Annotated in this window: 14 protein-coding genes; 7 read left to right on the forward strand and 7 right to left on the reverse strand. The window is 70.4% G+C overall.

The annotated features are described in order from the left end of the window. Window positions 1-12 precede the first annotated feature (12 nt). The 3 genes from OG302_RS29895 to OG302_RS29905 all read right to left on the reverse strand — a co-directional run bounded on the left by OG302_RS29895 (window position 13) and on the right by OG302_RS29905 (window position 2,857). Window positions 13-1,068, reverse strand: a complete 1,056-nt coding sequence (locus OG302_RS29895) for a S1C family serine protease (RefSeq protein WP_371529611.1) — start codon at window positions 1,066-1,068, stop codon at window positions 13-15. 332 nt (window positions 1,069-1,400) lie between these two features. Continuing rightward, window positions 1,401-2,108 carry a class I SAM-dependent methyltransferase gene (locus tag OG302_RS29900; RefSeq protein WP_371529612.1) on the reverse strand — a complete coding sequence of 236 codons (708 nt, stop codon included), beginning with the start codon at window positions 2,106-2,108 and terminating at the stop codon, window positions 1,401-1,403. Window positions 2,109-2,182: 74 nt separating this feature from the next. Next, window positions 2,183-2,857, reverse strand: coding sequence for a DUF3043 domain-containing protein (locus OG302_RS29905; RefSeq protein ID WP_361828473.1), 675 nt, complete (start codon window positions 2,855-2,857; stop codon window positions 2,183-2,185). A gap of 220 nt (window positions 2,858-3,077) precedes the next feature. Here OG302_RS29905 and OG302_RS29910 point away from each other — a divergent pair, with 220 nt between their 5' ends. The 5 genes from OG302_RS29910 (at window position 3,078) to OG302_RS29930 (ending at window position 9,507) form a co-directional block, all read left to right on the forward strand. Next, window positions 3,078-3,869, forward strand: coding sequence for a PspA/IM30 family protein (locus OG302_RS29910; RefSeq protein WP_351159509.1), 792 nt, complete (start codon window positions 3,078-3,080; stop codon window positions 3,867-3,869). A 27-nt stretch (window positions 3,870-3,896) separates the two neighbouring features. Continuing rightward, a complete protein-coding gene (locus tag OG302_RS29915; RefSeq protein WP_371529613.1) occupies window positions 3,897-4,175 on the forward strand; it encodes a hypothetical protein in 279 nt (92 codons plus the stop codon). A 134-nt stretch (window positions 4,176-4,309) separates the two neighbouring features. Next, window positions 4,310-5,548 carry a sensor histidine kinase gene (locus OG302_RS29920; RefSeq protein ID WP_371529614.1) on the forward strand — a complete coding sequence of 413 codons (1,239 nt, stop codon included), beginning with the start codon at window positions 4,310-4,312 and terminating at the stop codon, window positions 5,546-5,548. Then, entirely contained in the window at window positions 5,545-6,225 is a 681-nt protein-coding gene (locus OG302_RS29925; protein WP_371529615.1) for a response regulator, read from the forward strand. The genes OG302_RS29920 and OG302_RS29925 overlap by 4 nt, the downstream gene beginning before the upstream one ends. 153 nt (window positions 6,226-6,378) lie before the next feature. Further along, on the forward strand, window positions 6,379-9,507 hold the full coding sequence (locus OG302_RS29930) for an efflux RND transporter permease subunit (protein WP_371529616.1): 3,129 nt from the start codon (window positions 6,379-6,381) through the stop codon (window positions 9,505-9,507). Between the two features lie 67 nt (window positions 9,508-9,574). On the opposite strand, the gene nadA is transcribed toward OG302_RS29930, so the two are convergent. Further along, window positions 9,575-10,774 (reverse strand): quinolinate synthase NadA, encoded by a 1,200-nt coding sequence (gene nadA / locus OG302_RS29935; RefSeq protein ID WP_371529617.1) that lies wholly within the window; start codon window positions 10,772-10,774, stop codon window positions 9,575-9,577. Between the two features lie 308 nt (window positions 10,775-11,082). Between nadA and OG302_RS29940 the strand changes: the two genes are divergently transcribed. After that, window positions 11,083-11,439, forward strand: coding sequence for an iron-sulfur cluster assembly accessory protein (locus OG302_RS29940; RefSeq protein WP_030933606.1), 357 nt, complete (start codon window positions 11,083-11,085; stop codon window positions 11,437-11,439). A gap of 87 nt (window positions 11,440-11,526) precedes the next feature. Here the strand turns inward: OG302_RS29940 and OG302_RS29945 are convergent, their stop codons facing one another. Together OG302_RS29945 and OG302_RS29950 are read right to left on the reverse strand one after the other, a co-directional pair. After that, window positions 11,527-13,080, reverse strand: a complete 1,554-nt coding sequence (locus tag OG302_RS29945) for a hypothetical protein (RefSeq protein ID WP_371529618.1) — start codon at window positions 13,078-13,080, stop codon at window positions 11,527-11,529. A gap of 169 nt (window positions 13,081-13,249) precedes the next feature. Continuing rightward, the gene (locus tag OG302_RS29950; RefSeq protein WP_371529619.1) at window positions 13,250-13,468 is read right to left on the reverse strand and encodes a hypothetical protein; all 219 of its coding nucleotides are present in this window, start codon (window positions 13,466-13,468) and stop codon (window positions 13,250-13,252) included. A 135-nt stretch (window positions 13,469-13,603) separates the two neighbouring features. Between OG302_RS29950 and OG302_RS29955 the strand changes: the two genes are divergently transcribed. Next, the gene (locus OG302_RS29955) at window positions 13,604-14,578 is read left to right on the forward strand and encodes a carbohydrate kinase family protein (RefSeq protein WP_371529620.1); all 975 of its coding nucleotides are present in this window, start codon (window positions 13,604-13,606) and stop codon (window positions 14,576-14,578) included. On the opposite strand, the gene OG302_RS29960 is transcribed toward OG302_RS29955, so the two are convergent. Then, window positions 14,579-15,958: a cysteine desulfurase/sulfurtransferase TusA family protein gene (locus OG302_RS29960; RefSeq protein WP_371529621.1), complete on the reverse strand. Its 1,380-nt coding sequence runs from the start codon at window positions 15,956-15,958 to the stop codon at window positions 14,579-14,581. Window positions 15,959-16,136 lie beyond the last annotated feature (178 nt).

The raw sequence follows: 16,136 nt of genomic DNA on the forward strand, positions 1-16,136 counted from the left end.
CGGCCCCTCGCGCTACATCTCGCCCAGCGTGACGTCGGCGGTCTTGTCGGAGCCGTCCCTGGTGTACGTCACCTGCGCCTTATCGCCCGGCTTCTCCCCGGCGAGCGCCTCGGAGAGCGACGTGATCGTGGTGATCGGGGTGTCTCCCAGCTTGGTGATGATGTCGCCGGCCTCGATGCCCGCCTTCGCCGCTGCACCGTCCTTCTGCGCCTCGGCGACGGCGACTCCCGCGGGCTTGTAGTCGTTGCCCAGGACCGTGCGTCCCGTGATGCCGAGGGCGGCCCGGCCCGAGTCGGTGACCTTGCCGTCCTTGATGATCTGGTCGGCGACGGTCTTCACCATCGAGGACGGGATCGCGAACCCGATGCCGGGCGCCGCGCTGTCGCCCATCTGCGGGTCGGTGGCGGCGAGCGTCGGGATGCCGATGACCTCGCTGTCGAGATTGACCAGGGCGCCGCCGCTGTTGCCCGGGTTGATCGCTGCGGACGTCTGGACCATGTTGGCGATGGTGGCTCCGGCCGCGCCCTCCGTGCGGGGCTCGCTGACGGTCCTGCCGGTGGCGGAGACGATGCCCTGCGTGACGCTGGACGACAGGCCGAGCGGCGAACCCATGGCGAGCACGATCTGCCCGACCTTCGCCTTCGTGGAGTCCCCGAACTTCGCGGGCTTGAGCTTGCCCGGCGGGTTGTCGAGCTTGATGACGGCGAGGTCCTGCTCGGGGTAGGAGGTGACGAGCTTCGCGGTGAGCGCCTGCTCGCCGGTGGCCGTCGTGACCTTGAAGGTCCGTTCCTTGCCCACGACATGGGCGTTGGTGACGATGTGGCCCTCGTCGTCGTAGACGACGCCGGAGCCGAGGCTGTCGGAGGCGTCGATCTGGACGACCGACGGCAGGACGTTCTCGATCACCTGCTGGTAGTCGTCCTGCAGATCGCCCGCGGCCATGGGCGCGGCCTGGGTGGTGGACTCACCGGAGTCCCCGGACCCGGGGCTGGAACACCCCGCGACGATGAGCGCGGCGGCAAGGGAGACGGTCACGGTGACGGCGGCACGGATACGCAAGGCATTCATGCCCCGAGTGTCGCTTTGCCCCTGGTATGCCGCCCTGAATTAGGGGGCCGATCAGGGGTGGCGGCCACTCCCGGCCAATGCCGGGGCAATCGTCCCCCACTCACCCGATCGGCCAGGGGGCAACCGGCCCTTGCCCAACCAACCTGCCGCGGGGAAATCGGCCCTTGCCCACTCGGTCCGCCACAGGGCAATCGGCCCCTACCCACCCAGTCCGCCGCGGGGTAATCGGGTGGGTGGGCGGGAAACCTCCGCCGCGAAGCGGCGGTTCAATCAGCCCCCACGCCGCAGGCAGAAGCGGCGGTTCAACCAGTCCCGCACGCCGCAGGCACAATTCAGTCCCGCACGCCGCAGACATGCAGCAACGCGGCGACCCGCCGATAGGGATCCGTCCGCCCCGCCCGCTCCTCGGCGGCAAGCAGCGCCCCCAACTCCGCCTCGTCCGGCACGGCCGCACCGTCCGGCGCCCCGTCGGTGAAGACCCGCACCCCGTACCAGGCGTGCAACGGCGCGGCGATCCCCGCGAGGGAGGCGGTCACCGCTTCGAGCCGGTCCGCCCGCGCCTCAAGCCCCAGCCGGTTGCGGTACGAGGTGGTGTCGAAGGCAGCCATCGCCCCCGCCCAGTCCCCGGCCAGCCCCGGCCGCATGGCCAGCGCGTCCGCGTTCCGCACGAGGAGGGAGAGCAGCCCGCCGTGGGCCAGCATCCGGGCGAGGCCCGCCAGCAGGGCGTCCGGCTCGTCGACGTACATCAGGACGCCGTGGCACAGCACGACGTCGAAGCTCCCCGGCAGGAAATGCACCCCGGTCTCGCGCCCGTCCCCCTCGACGATGCGCACCCGGCCCTGGATCCCCTCGGGCTCGGCGGCGAGCGCGGACCGCGCCGCGGCCACCATCGCCGCGTCCTGCTCGACGCCCGTCACCTTGTGCCCGGCGCGGGCCAGCCGCAGCGCCTGTGTGCCCTGGCCCATGCCCACGTCGAGCACCCGAAGGCGCTGTCCCACGGGGAAGCGCCCGGCTATCTGCTCGTCGAGCTGCCGGGTCACCAGCTCCTGGCGTACGGCGTTACGCAGGCCGCCCAGCTTCTCCAGCCAGGCCGCGGCCCCGCCGGCGAATCCGCTCAGGGCCGTTCCCCACGCTTGACCTGGGGCTTCGGCAGTCGCAGACGGCGCATCTGGAGCGTACGCATCAGGGCGTAGGCGACAGCGCCCTTCTTGCTCTCGCTCGGGAAGCGCTCGTTCAGGCGCTTCTTCAGGCGGACCGCCGTCGTCACCGAGTCCACGATGATCAGGACGATCACGAAGAGCCAGAGCAGCAGCGCGATGTTCTGCAGCTGCGGGATCCGGACCATGCTCAGCACGAGGATGATCACGGCCAGCGGCAGGAAGAACTCGGCGATGCAGAACCGCGAGTCGACGAAGTCACGCGCGAACTTGCGCACGGGACCCTTGTCGCGGGCGGGCAGATAGCGCTCGTCACCGCTGGCGAGAGCCTGGCGCTGCTTGTCCATCTGGACGCGGCGTTCGTTGCGCTGCCGCTTCGCCGCCTCCTTGCGCGTCACAGGCGTGTTGGCCACGCTGCGGCGCTGGGTCTGGGCCTCACTGCGCTTGGGCGTGGGGCGGCCCTTCGGGGCCTGCGGGTCACGGGGCTGCTGGGAGTCGGTCACCGGGGCGTTGCTCGCCGGGGCCTTCTCGTCCTTGGATCGGCTACGGAACACAAAACCCAAGGGTACGGGGTGCGGACGTGTGGGCCCCAGCCCGACGGGGAACGATCCGGCAACACCGGGCGTCTTGATTGTGTGGCTAAGGGGACGTTCCGTGTGGTTTACAAGCGGTTTTCGGGCGGTTCCCGGGGGTGCACCTACTCCCTACGCCTGAGCCCGGCCGGACACAGTCGTCCTTGGGGATGAGCGCATCCGCACGCGAACAGTGCGGTAATGGATGCAGGGCCCGTACTGTGGGTTCTGTTGCAGTACCTGGAGCTGGAAGTCCGTCAGAAGGGGGCGCGCGAAGCCCATGAGCGGTGTCATGAAGCGTATGGGGATGATCTTCCGCGCGAAGGCGAACAAGGCCCTTGACCGGGCCGAGGACCCGCGCGAAACCCTCGATTATTCGTACCAGAAGCAGCTGGAGCTGCTGCAGAAGGTGCGCCGCGGTGTCGCCGATGTGGCGACCTCGCGCAAGCGCCTGGAGCTGCAGCTGAGCCAGCTCCAGAAGCAGTCCTCCACGCTGGAGGACCAGGGCCGCAAGGCCCTCGCCCTCGGCCGTGAGGACCTGGCCCGCGAGGCGCTCTCGCGCCGTGCGGCCCTGCAGCAGCAGGTGACCGACCTGGAGACGCAGCACCAGACGCTCCAGGGCGAGGAGGAGAAGCTCACCCTCGCGGCGCAGCGTCTGCAGGCCAAGGTCGACGCCTTCCGCACGAAGAAGGAGACGATCAAGGCCACGTACACCGCCGCCCAGGCGCAGACCCGGATCGGCGAGGCCTTCTCCGGCATCTCCGAGGAGATGGGCGACGTGGGCATGGCCATCCAGCGCGCCGAGGACAAGACCGCGCAGCTCCAGGCGCGGGCGGGCGCGATCGACGAGCTCCTTGCCTCCGGAGCCCTCGACGACTCCTCCGGGCTCGCCAAGGACGACATCCAGTCCGAGCTGGATCGCCTCTCCGGTGGTACTGATGTAGAGCTGGAACTGCAGCGGATGAAGGCCGAGCTGGCAGGCGGCTCGACGTCCAAGCAGGCCATCGAGCCGGGTCAGGGACAGCCCCAGGCCCAGCAGCCGCAGGACACCCCGCGCTTCGACAAGCAGTAGCTGAGCAGTGGCTCCAAGGAGGGCGACATGATCGTACGGATCATGGGGGAGGGGCAGGTGAAGCTGGCCGACGGCCACTTCGCCGAACTGAACAAGCTGGACGACGAGTTGCTCGAAGAGATGGAGAGCGGCGACGAGTCCGGCTTCCGCCGCACGCTGAACGCATTGCTGGACAAGGTCCGGGAGCTCGGCACACCCCTCCCGGACGACGCCCTTGAGCCCTCGGAGCTGATCCTCCCGGCCCCGGACGCGACGCTGGACGAGGTCCGGGACATGCTGAGCGACGACGGCCTGATCCCGGGCTAGATCCGGGGCACCGGGTGGGTGGGCGGGACAGGACAACCGGAGACGAGGCTCGGCCCGGAGACGGGCGTCGCCCCGCGGGGGCGAGCTGTTCAGACCGGTCCCAACCGCCCGCAGGGCCCCGTACGGTTTAAGGCGTGACCACTCTCGTGCGAGGCCGTTGCTGGGCCAAGGCGCACCCCCTGGCAGTGGACGCCGCCCTCGCGGCAGCCGTCCTCGTATGCATGGTCATCGGCTCCTTCGCCGAGCCGTACGGCCACGACGGCGGCCCCACCTGGGGCACCCGCACCCCCAGCGCGCTCAGCCTCGTCCTGATGGTGCTCGGCTCCACCGCACTGGTCTTCCGCCGCCGCGCCCCCTGGATCGTGCTCGCGGCGACCTGCACCTTCACCGTCGTCGACCTGGTCACCGGCACGATCCGCGGCAGCGTCGTCATGAGCGCGGTCATCGCGCTCTACACCGTCGCCGCCACCACCAACCGCCCCACCACCTGGCGCGTCGGCCTGGTCACCATGACCGGGCTCACGGCGGTCGCGATGCTGGCGGGCCCCCTGCCCTGGTACGCCCAGGAGAACCTCGGCATCTTCGCCTGGACCGGCATGGCCGCCGCCGCGGGCGACGCGGTCCGCAGCCGCCGCGCCTTCGTGGACGCCATACGCGAGCGGGCCGAGCGCGCCGAACGCACCCGGGAAGAAGAAGCCCGGCGGCGCGTCGCCGAGGAGCGGCTGCGCATCGCCCGCGATCTGCACGACGTGGTCGCCCACCACATCGCCCTCGTCAACGTCCAGGCGGGAGTGGCCGCCCACGTCATGGACAAACGGCCCGACCAGGCCAAGGAAGCCCTCTCCCACGTACGCGACGCCAGCCGCTCCGCGCTCAACGAACTGCGCGCCACCGTCGGCCTGTTGCGGCAGACCGGCGACCCCGAGGCGCCCACCGAGCCCGCCCCGGGCCTGGCCCGCCTCGACGACCTCGTCGAGACGTTCCGCCACGCGGGCCTCCCCGTGGAGGTGGCCGTCGGTGACACCGTGACGGACCTGCCCGCCGGAGTGGACCTGGCCGCCTACCGCATCATCCAGGAGGCCCTCACGAACGTGCAGAAGCACGCGGGGGCGGGCGCCAAGGCCGAGGTCAGCGTCATCCGCGTAGGGCCGAACGCCGAGGTCACGATCCTGGACGACGGAGGCGGCGAGAAGAAGGAACAGGGCGGGCCGAGCGACGGCGGCGGGCACGGACTCCTCGGCATGCGCGAGCGCGTCAGTGCCGTGGGCGGCCGCTGCACCGCCGGACCCCGCTACGGCGGCGGCTTCCGCGTCCATGCGATCCTGCCCGTCACGGCAACGCCGGTCACCCCGGCAGAGGGAGGGACCGCGTGACGATCCGGGTGCTGCTCGCCGACGATCAGGCCTTGCTGCGCAGCGCGTTCAAGGTGCTCGTCGACTCCGAGCCCGACATGGAGGTCGTCGCCGAGGCGTCGGACGGCGCGGAAGCCGTCGAGCTGGCCGGGACCAGCGGTGCCGACGTCGTCCTGATGGACATCCGCATGCCCGGCACGGACGGTCTGGCCGCCACCCGTCTGATCAGCGCCGACCCCGCCCTGGCCCACGTACGCGTGGTCATGCTGACGACCTTCGAGGTCGACGAGTACGTGGTGCAGTCGCTGCGCGCCGGCGCCTCCGGTTTCCTCGGCAAGGGCGCGGAGCCGGACGAGCTGCTCGGCGCGATCCGGATCGCGGCCGCCGGTGACGCCCTGCTCTCCCCGGTGGCGACGAAGGGCCTGATCGCCAAGTTCCTCGCGCAGGGCGACGGTTCGGACGGTGACGGCGGGGCGCGGGGCGAGCGGCTCGCCGCGCTCACCGGGCGCGAGCGCGAGGTCCTCGTCCAGGTCGCGGGCGGGCACTCGAACGACGAGATCGCCGAGCGCCTCGAGGTCAGCCCGCTCACGGTGAAGACCCATGTGAACCGTGCGATGGCGAAGCTGGGCGCGCGCGACCGGGCGCAACTCGTCGTCATTGCCTACGAATCGGGCCTGGTACGTCCAAGGGTGGAGTGAGCGCGGGGCGGTACGTACTGCACCCGCAGTATGCGGCGCATAAGAACGGGTCTTCGGAGTGACGATTCCTGCTCTGGACATGGCAGATCGTGTAGGGGGCACTGGCCTGCCGGTGCCCCGTTCCTGCGCAGTACGCCACAGAGAGAGACCACCATGTCCTGGCTGTCCCGCTTCAGCCTCGCCCAACGGGCCCTTGTCGGGCTGATATCGATCATCGCCCTTGTCTTCGGCGCGATCGCGATCCCGCAGCTCAAGCAGCAGCTGCTGCCCTCCATCGAACTGCCGATGGTGTCCGTCCTGGCCCCGTATCAGGGCGCGTCCCCCGATGTGGTCGAAAAGCAGGTCGTCGAACCCCTCGAATCCTCCATCGACGCGGTCGACGGCATCACCGGCATCACCTCCACGGCGAGCGAGGGCAACGCCGTGATCATGGCCCAGTTCGACTACGGCAGCGGCTCCAAGCAGCTCGTCGCCGATGTCCAGCAGGCCGTGAACCGCGCCGGGGCCCAGCTCCCCGACGACGTCGACCCGCAGGTCATCGCGGGCTCCACGGACGACATCCCGACCGTGGTCCTCTCCGTCACCTCCGACAAGGACCAGCAGGCGCTCTCCGACCGCCTCGACACCACCGTCGTCCCCGCCCTGGAGGACATCGACGGCGTCGCCCAGGTCACCGTCGACGGCGTACGCGACCTCCAGGTCGACGTCACCCCCGACGACAAGAAGCTGGCGAAGGCGGGCCTGACCCCGGCCGCGCTCGGCCAGGCGCTCCAGGCCGGCGGCGCCACGCTGCCCGCGGGCTCCTTCGACGAGGACGGCAAGAACCGCACCGTCCAGGTCGGCGGCGGCTACTCCTCCCTGAAGCAGATCCAGGACCTGATGGTCACCCCCGAGGCCAAGCCGGGGGAGCGGCCGGGCAAGCCGGTGCGCCTCGGTGACCTCGCCACGGTGAAGCAGCAGCCGTCCGAGGCCACCTCCATCACGCGCACCAACGGCAGGCCCAGCCTCGCCGTCGCGATCACGATGGACCAGGACGGCAGCGCCGTCGCCATCTCCGACGCGGTCAAGGACAAGCTCCCCGACCTGCGCAAGGACCTGGGCGCGGGCTCGGACCTGACGGTCGCGAGCGACCAGGGCCCGGCCGTCTCCAAGTCCATCGACGGCCTCACCACCGAGGGCGCCCTCGGTCTGGTCTTCGCGGTCCTGGTCATCCTGGTCTTCCTGGCGTCGATCCGCTCGACGCTGGTCACCGCGGTCTCCATCCCGCTCTCGGTCGTGCTCGCCCTGATCGTGCTGTGGACGCGGGACCTGTCCCTCAACATGCTCACGCTCGGCGCGCTGACCATCGCCATCGGCCGCGTCGTCGACGACTCGATCGTGGTCCTGGAGAACATCAAGCGTCACCTCGGCTACGGCGAGGAGCGCGAGGCCGCGATCATCACGGCGGTCAAGGAGGTCGCGGGCGCCGTGACGTCCTCGACCCTGACGACCGTCGCGGTCTTCCTCCCCATCGGCCTGGTCGGCGGCATGGTGGGCGAGCTCTTCGGCTCCTTCTCGCTGACGGTCACGGCGGCGCTCCTGGCGTCCCTGCTCGTCTCGCTGACGGTCGTGCCGGTCCTCTCGTACTGGTTCCTGCGTCCCCCCAAGGACGTCCGTGGCGCCGACCCGGAGGAGGCCCGCCGCAAGGCCGAGGAGAAGGAGGAGCGCAGCAGGCTCCAGCGCTTCTACGTGCCCGTGCTCCGCTTCGCGACCCGGCGCCGCTTCACCAGCCTCGTCATCGCGATCGTGATCCTCGTGGGCACCTTCGGCATGGCGCCGCTCCTGAAGACCAACTTCTTCGACCAGGGCGAGCAGGAAGTCCTGACCGTCAAGCAGGAGTTGAAGCCCGGCACCAGCCTGGCGGCGTCCGACGCCTCGGCGAAGAAGATCGAGAAGATGCTGGACGGCCTCGACGAGATCAAGGACTACCAGGTCACGGTCGGCTCCTCCGGTTTCATGGCGGCCTTCGGCGGCTCCACGGACACCAACCAGGCCTCGTACACCCTGACGCTCAAGGACAAGTCGTCGTACGACACGACGCAGGACAAGGTCGAGGAGGAGCTCGGCAAGCTCTCCGGCATCGGCCAGACGTCCATCGCGGCCGGTGACGGCTTCGGCAGCCAGGACCTGAGCGTGGTCGTCAAGGCCGCCGACGGCGATGTGCTGCGCGAGGCGTCCGACGAGGTGCGCGACGAGGTCGCGAAGATCGACGACGTCACGGACGTGCAGAGCGACCTGTCGCAGAGCATCCCGCGGATCTCGGTCAAGGCCAACTCCAGGGCCGCGGCGGCCGGGTTCAACGACACCACCCTCGGTCAGGCCGTCGCCCAGGCGGTCCGCGGCACCGAGAGCGGCAAGGCGATCCTGGACGACACCGAGCGCGACATCGTGGTGAAGTCGGAGCAGCCGGCGAAGACACTCGCCCAGCTGCGGGCGCTGAACCTCGGCTCCGTGAAGCTCGGTGACATCGCCTCGGTCAAGCTCGTCGACGGCCCGGTCTCCATGACCCGCATCGACGGCGCCCGCGCCGCGACGATCACCGCGAAGCCCACCGGCGAGAACACGGGCGCGGTCAGCGCCGACCTCACCAAGAAGCTCGACGCGCTGAAGCTGCCGGACGGCGCCACGGCGTCCATCGGCGGTGTCTCGCAGGACCAGGACGAGGCGTTCGCGTCGCTCGGCCTGGCCATGCTCGCGGCGATCGCGATCGTCTTCATGCTGCTCGTGGCGACGTTCCGCTCCCTGGTCCAGCCGCTGATCCTGCTGGTCTCGATCCCGTTCGCGGCCACGGGCGCGATCGGCCTGCTGATCGCCACGGACACCCCGATGGGCGTCCCGGCGATGATCGGCATGCTGATGCTGATCGGCATCGTGGTGACGAACGCGATCGTCCTGATCGACCTGATCAACCAGTACCGCAGGCAGGGCCACGGCGTGGTCGAGGCGGTCATCGAAGGTGGCCGCCACCGTCTCCGCCCGATCCTGATGACGGCCCTGGCGACGATCTTCGCCCTGCTCCCGATGGCCCTCGGCATCACGGGCGAGGGCGGCTTCATCGCCCAGCCGCTCGCGGTGGTGGTCATCGGCGGCCTGATCACGTCGACGCTCCTCACCCTCCTCCTCGTCCCGACGCTGTACGCGATGGTGGAGCTCCGCAAGGAGCGCCGCCGCACGAAGCGCGAGGCGAAGCGGGCGAAGAAGGCGGGCGTCCCGGCGCAGGAGTTCGCGGACTCGGCCGTCTAGCGGCGCAGAGAACGCGTAAGGGGCGCCCGCCACTGCGGGCGCCCCTTACGCATGGGAAAAGGCGGGACTACGGAAGCGCCAGCATCCGCTCGAGCGCCAGCTTCGCGAACTGCTCGGTCTCGCGGTCGACCTCGATCTGGTTGACCAGCTTGCCCTCGGCGAGGGACTCCAGGGCCCAGACCAGGTGCGGCAGGTCGATCCGGTTCATGGTCGAGCAGAAGCAGACCGTCTTGTCGAGGAAGACGATCTCCTTGTCCTCGGCGGCGAAACGGTTCGCCAGGCGGCGTACGAGATTCAGCTCGGTCCCGATCGCCCACTTCGAACCGGCGGGAGCCGCCTCCAGGGTCTGGATGATGTGCTCCGTGGAGCCCACGTAGTCCGCCGCTGCCACGACCTCGTGCTTGCACTCGGGGTGCACCAGGACGTTCACGCCGGGAATCCGCGCACGCACGTCCTCCACGGAGTCCAGCGAGAAGCGCCCGTGCACCGAGCAGTGCCCGCGCCACAGGATCATCTTCGCGTCACGCAGCTGCTCGGGCGTCAGGCCGCCGTTCGGCTTGTGCGGGTTGTAGAGGACGCAGTCCTCCAGCGTGAGGCCCATGTCCCGGACCGCGGTGTTGCGACCGAGGTGCTGGTCGGGAAGGAACAGGACCTTCGTTGAATTGGGCTCCCCCTGCTCGAAGGCCCACTCCAGGGCCCGCTTGGCGTTGGACGAGGTGCAGATCGTCCCGCCGTGCTTGCCGGTGAAGGCCTTGATGTCGGCCGAGGAGTTCATGTACGAGACGGGCACGACCTGCTCGGATATCCCGGCCTCGGTCAGCACGTCCCAGCACTCGGCGACCTGCTCGGCGGTGGCCATGTCGGCCATCGAGCAGCCGGCGGCCAGGTCGGGCAGGACGACCTTCTGGTCGTCGGTGGTCAGGATGTCCGCGGACTCGGCCATGAAGTGCACGCCGCAGAAGACGATGTACTCCGCCTCCGGCCTGGCGGCCGCGTCCTTGGCCAGCTTGAAGGAGTCGCCGGTGACATCGGCGAACTGGATGACCTCGTCGCGCTGGTAGTGGTGGCCGAGCACGAAGACCTTGTCGCCGAGCTTCTCCTTGGCGGCGCGTGCGCGCTCCACGAGGTCGGGGTCGGAGGGCGACGGCAGATCGCCGGGGCACTCCACGCCGCGCTCGCTCCTGGGGTCGGCCTCGCGGCCGAGCAGCAGCAGGGCGAGCGGCGTCGGCTGGACGTCGAGGTCCACGGGGGACTGGGCGGTGGTCACGAGACACGCACCCTTTCTTCGAAATTGATGAGCGCGGCGCTAGCCGCTCCAGTGGAGCCGGTGCTTGCACCGGGGAGCCTTTTCGTCTAATTGACGTTATCTATCATAACCGCTTCACGTCAGTTTGACGATGGCCATTGTGTCGATGTGACGCGTTCGCCTTCGACGGGCCGCTGCCCCGCGCGGCGGCATGTGCGAGCATGAAGGGAAAGACAGCAAAGACAGAGCACTCGGCCCGGAATGAATCCGCGGCCCCGCCGGTTGCAACCGTCGGCAAGCAGTCTCCGTACAACCCGGGAGAGAAGTAGATGTCCGTATCGGACGAGACCACCACCGTGAGCGACGGCATCCTCCTGTCCGACGCCGCCGCGGCCAAGGTCAAGGGCCTTCTTGAGCAGGAGGGCCGGGACGATCTCGCGCTGCGCGTCGCCGTGCAGCCCGGCGGCTGCTCGGGCCTTCGCTACCAGCTGTTCTTCGACGAGCGCTCGCTCGACGGCGACGTGGTCAAGGACTTCGACGGCGTGAAGGTCGTCACCGACCGGATGAGCGCTCCTTACCTGGGCGGCGCCTCCATCGACTTCGTCGACACCATCGAGAAGCAGGGCTTCACGATCGACAACCCGAACGCCACGGGCTCCTGCGCCTGCGGCGACTCGTTCAGCTAGATCCGTACGTGATGAGCTGAACCGGCACGTACGAAGGCGGCCCCCGAAGAACTTCGGGGGCCGCCTTCGTGTGTACGGGGTGGTGCGCTACTTGCGCTTCACCGTCTCCCCGCCCGTCGCGTCCACGACCTCGCGGTCGCCGAGCGGCTTGTCGAGGGTGACGGTCTTCGTGAACTCCTTGGCCATCATCACGCAGACCTCGCCCTTCTTGTGGGTCTCGGTCACCTTCACGCGCACGCTGTCCTTGCTCTCGTCGGCCGACGCCGCGTAGTCGCTGCAGACGCCGCCCCAGAAGTGCAGCGTCAGGGACGTGCCGTCCGCGCGGTAGGACTCGACGCGTGCGGTCCGGTCCTGCTCGCCCTTGCCCGCGCCCGGCTTCTCGGTCGGCTCCGGGGGGCCGGACGGCGTGCTCGGCGAGGTGAGGAACTTCGGCTCCACGGCCGGGTGCGTCACCGTGAAGGTGTCCTGCGCGCCCTGCGGCCGCACGTCGAACAGCCAGGACGGCACGAGCGTCTGGCGCCCCTCCACGAAGTGCGTCGCGAGCCCGAAGGTGGCGCCCTTCACCGTGACCGGCTGCGGCTTCGGGGGTGCGGAGGACGGCTCCTCGCAGGGCGCCGTCGTCTTCTCGTCGGCCGCGGGGTTGTCCTTCGCGCCGTCCGTGCTCTCGGTGCTGTCCGCCGTGTCGCCCTTGGCGTTCGGCACCGCCGACGCGCAGCCGCCGATGCCGACGCGGCCGTCGCCACCGCCCGACTTGTTGAGCTGGTCCAGGGTCTCCTGGGCGCTCATGACGGGGTACGTGGCGCCCTTCTCCGGGGCCTTCAACTGGCCGCTGCCGCCTACCACTTCACCGTCCGAGCCGACCTGGATGCCGGTCGACCAGCCGTATGTCGGGAGGCCGCCCACCTTCGGGTCGGCGTTCACCACCCGTACGCCGCCCATGAGTTGGCCCGCGTCCAGCTTCGCGTCGTCCTGGCCCACGGCCTTCAGGACCGGCGCCGCCACCTTCTTCGCCGCGCCCTCGCCGACCGGGTCGCCCTCGCCGTTGGGCGCGGTGGACGTCTCCGAACACGGCTTGCCCTTGGGGCAGTTGTCGCTGCCGCCGGTGGCGTACCGCGTGAACGTCCAGGTCCCCGGAGCCTGCTTGCCCACCTGGAGCGAGGGCCCGGAACCGTCCTTGGTGGGGCCGATCTTCCAGGCGCCGCCCTCGGAGACCGGCTTCCCCGTGACGCCCAGGGCCTTGGCCAGCTCGGTGACCTGGTCCTGGCTGACGGTGCCCCGCGCGTGGTACACGGCCGCCGAATCGGGGCCGCCGGGCAGCTTGCCCTCGGCGCGGTAGGTGGCGCCGCTCGGGTCGGGCTCTCCCGGGGCGATGCCGCTGGTGCCGCCGCTGCTCCCGGTGCCCGAGGTGCCGCCTTCCTGCCGGTCGCCGTCCGTGTGTCCGTCCAGGGCGAGTGGGGGAGGCGCGCCACCGTCGCCGGCCGGAGAACTGCCGTTGCCGCTGCTGCCGCCCGACGCGGTCGCGGCGAAGTAGGCGCCGCCGCCACCGACGAGCAGCACCGTGGCCGCCACCGACGCGACGGCGAGGCGGGAACGCCGCCGGGGCTGATCGGCCGCGTCATGAACGGATCGGTCGGTGCTCACCGCATCGCTCCTTCGACTGCACTGCTGTCCCTGGAGGCCCATGGGCGGGCCTCGTTCGTATTCCACGTCCCCTTTACGGGGGACAGCGGTGGGACGCGGCGGGGGAGCGCGCGGTTCCCTCGGCGTGCGCCGAGGGCCTCGTCTCAAGCCCTCGTCTCGGGCCCTCGCGTCAGTCGCCGTACTCGGACATGCCGTCGATCAGCCGGGCGGAGGCGGGCGGAACGCTGACGCCGTGGATCAGTGCGGGCGACACCGGGGCGGCCGCCGCGGCGGCGGGGGTCACCCAGTGCGGGGCCATGCGTGCGCAGTCGCCGCGCAAGGTCTCCAGGGACTCGGAAGGCAGTTCGACGGGACGGGTGGTGACGACATGCTTCGAGATAACGGCCATAACCGCACCGTACGCATCGCACACCTCGCGAAAAAAGACCTACTAACGGGTAGTTTGGCCTCTTCAGTGGGGGTGTACCGACCCGGTAGCGTGAAGTGTCAACCCCTTGCCTCTCCTCCACAGGAGCATGCCGTCGTGCGTATCGCAGTCACCGGCTCCATCGCCACCGACCACCTGATGACCTTCCCCGGCCGCTTCGCCGACCAACTGGTCGCGGATCAGCTGCACACGGTTTCTCTCTCTTTCCTGGTCGACGCCCTAGACGTACGCAGGGGAGGCGTCGCCGCCAACATCTGTTTCGGCATGGGCCAGCTCGGCACCGGACCGATCCTGGTGGGCGCCGCCGGCTCGGACTTCGACGAGTACCGCGCCTGGCTCGACCGGCACGGCGTGGACACGGCGTCGGTCCGCATCTCCGAGACGCTGCACACGGCCCGCTTCGTGTGCACCACGGACGCCGACCACAACCAGATCGGCTCGTTCTACACGGGTGCGATGAGCGAGGCCCGCCTCATCGAACTGAAGACCGTGGCCGACCGCGTGGGCGGTCTCGACCTGGTCCTCATCGGCGCGGACGACCCCGAGGCGATGATGCGCCACACAGAGGAGTGCCGGACGCGCGGGATCCCCTTCGCCGCCGACTTCTCCCAGCAGATCGCGCGCATGGAGGGCGAGGAGATCCGGACCCTCCTCGACGGCTCCACGTACCTCTTCTCGAACGAGTACGAGAAGGGCCTCATCGAGTCCAAGACCGGCTGGACCGACGCCGAGATCCTCTCCAAGGTCGGCCACCGCGTGACGACCCTCGGCTCGCGCGGCGTGCGCATCGAGTCCACGGGCCAGGACCCGATCGAGGTCGGCGTCCCCGAGGAGAAGGCGAAGGTCGAGCCGACCGGCGTCGGCGACGCGTTCCGCGCGGGCTTCCTCTCGGGCCTGTCCTGGGGCGTCTCCCTGGAGCGCTCGGCGCAGCTCGGCTGCATGCTCGCCACGCTCGTCATCGAGAACGTCGGCACCCAGGAGTACGAGCTCCACCGCAGCGACTTCATGGACCGCTTCACCAAGGCGTACGGCGAGGCGGCGGCGTCCGAGGTCCAGGCCCGCCTGGCCTAGTCAGGAGCTCCGGCGGACCACATAGGCGGAGCCGTGGTCCGCCGGCTCCTCGCCCACGTACTCCTGCCCGCGCATCTCGCACCACGCGGGGATGTCGAGCCGCGCCGCCTCGTCGTCGGCGAGGACCGTGACCGTGCCGCCCACCGGCACGTCCCCGATGACCTTGGCGAGCTCGATGACGGGGAGCGGGCAGCGCTTGCCGAGCGCGTCCACGACGAGCGAGGCCGATTCCGCGCGCTTCGCCGTCGCCACCGGCGCGCCCAGTTGTTCGCGTACGCCTGCCACCACACCCGGCAGAACCTCCAGAAAACGCTCGACGTCAGCTTCCGGGGTCCCCCGTGGGAGTGACACCCGGACGTTGCCCTCGCTCAGTACGCCCATCGCCTTCAGGACGTGGCTCGGGGTCAGTGTCGAGCTGGTGCAGGAGGAGCCGGAGGAGACCGAGAAACCGGCCCGGTCCAGCTCGTGCAGGACTGTCTCCCCGTCGACATAGAGACAGGAGAAGGTGACGAGGTGGGGCAGCCGCCGCTCCGGATCGCCCACCACCTCCACGTCCGGCACGAGGCCAGGCACCCGGGCCCTGATCCGCTCCGTCAACTCCCGCAGGCGTGCGCCCTCCTCGACGGCCTCGGCCTGCACGGCACGCAGCGAGGCCGCTGCGGCGACCACCGCCGGGATGTTCTCGAAGCCGGGGGAGCGCCCCGACTCCCGCTCGTCCGCGGGGCCTTGCGGGGCGAACCGCACCCCCTTGCGGACCACGAGCAGCCCGGCCCCCGCGGGCCCGCCCCACTTGTGGGCACTGGCGGCCAGCAGCGACCACTCCCCGCCCACCGGGCCCCACGGCAGCGACTGTGCCGCGTCCACCAGGAGCGGTACCCCGGCGGCGCGACACGCCGAAGCGACATCGGCCACCGGCTGCTCGGTGCCCACCTCGTGGTTGGCGGACTGCAGGCAGGCGAGCGCCGTGCCGGGGCGCAGGGCGGCGGCGTACGCGGCCGGCGACACCGCGCCGGACCGGCCCACCGGGACCTCCGTCACCGCCCCGCCGTCGGCCTCGAGGGCCGCCGCCGCATGGAGTACCGAGGAGTGCTCGACCGCCGACACCACCAGATGCCGCCCGACACGCCGACGCCCGGCGAGTGCCCCGGCGATCCCGGAGTGCACCGCCCGGGTCCCCGAGGGGGTGAAGGAGAGCTCGTCGGGGCGGCACCCGACCGCGTCCGCGGCGGCCTCCCGCGCGGCATCGAGCAGCAGCCTGGCCCGCCGCCCCTCGCGATAGAGCCGCGCCGGATCGGCCCACCCCTCATCCAGCGAGGCCTGCAGGGCCTGGCGGGCCACGGGGTGGAGGGGAGCGGAGGACGCGACATCGAAGTAGGACACGCCGCAACGCTAAAGCGTGCCCCCGAGGAAGCGCCCCGAAGGGGCGCGGGGAACGACGCGACAAGCCACGGCGGACCCGCGGTCGCGTACCGAGAGACCGCCCCGAGTCATCGGGCGCCCAGACCCCCCGTCAGAAAGCCGTCGGCGGCAGGGCGCCCACCCTTCGGAGTGACCCGCG

This window comes from Streptomyces sp. NBC_01283, assembly GCF_041435335.1.
GTDB lineage: Bacteria > Actinomycetota > Actinomycetes > Streptomycetales > Streptomycetaceae > Streptomyces.

Excerpts from the sequence above, each read along its gene's own strand:
- OG302_RS29895 (WP_371529611.1), bottom strand. The coding sequence starts at position 1,068 with ATGAATGCCTTGCGTATCCGTGCCGCCGTCACCGTGACCGTCTCCCTT.
- OG302_RS29910 (WP_351159509.1), top strand. The coding sequence starts at position 3,078 with ATGAGCGGTGTCATGAAGCGTATGGGGATGATCTTCCGCGCGAAGGCG.
- OG302_RS29915 (WP_371529613.1), top strand. The coding sequence starts at position 3,897 with ATGATCGTACGGATCATGGGGGAGGGGCAGGTGAAGCTGGCCGACGGC.
- OG302_RS29930 (WP_371529616.1), top strand. The coding sequence starts at position 6,379 with ATGTCCTGGCTGTCCCGCTTCAGCCTCGCCCAACGGGCCCTTGTCGGG.
- OG302_RS29940 (WP_030933606.1), top strand. The coding sequence starts at position 11,083 with ATGTCCGTATCGGACGAGACCACCACCGTGAGCGACGGCATCCTCCTG.
- OG302_RS29950 (WP_371529619.1), bottom strand. The coding sequence starts at position 13,468 with ATGGCCGTTATCTCGAAGCATGTCGTCACCACCCGTCCCGTCGAACTG.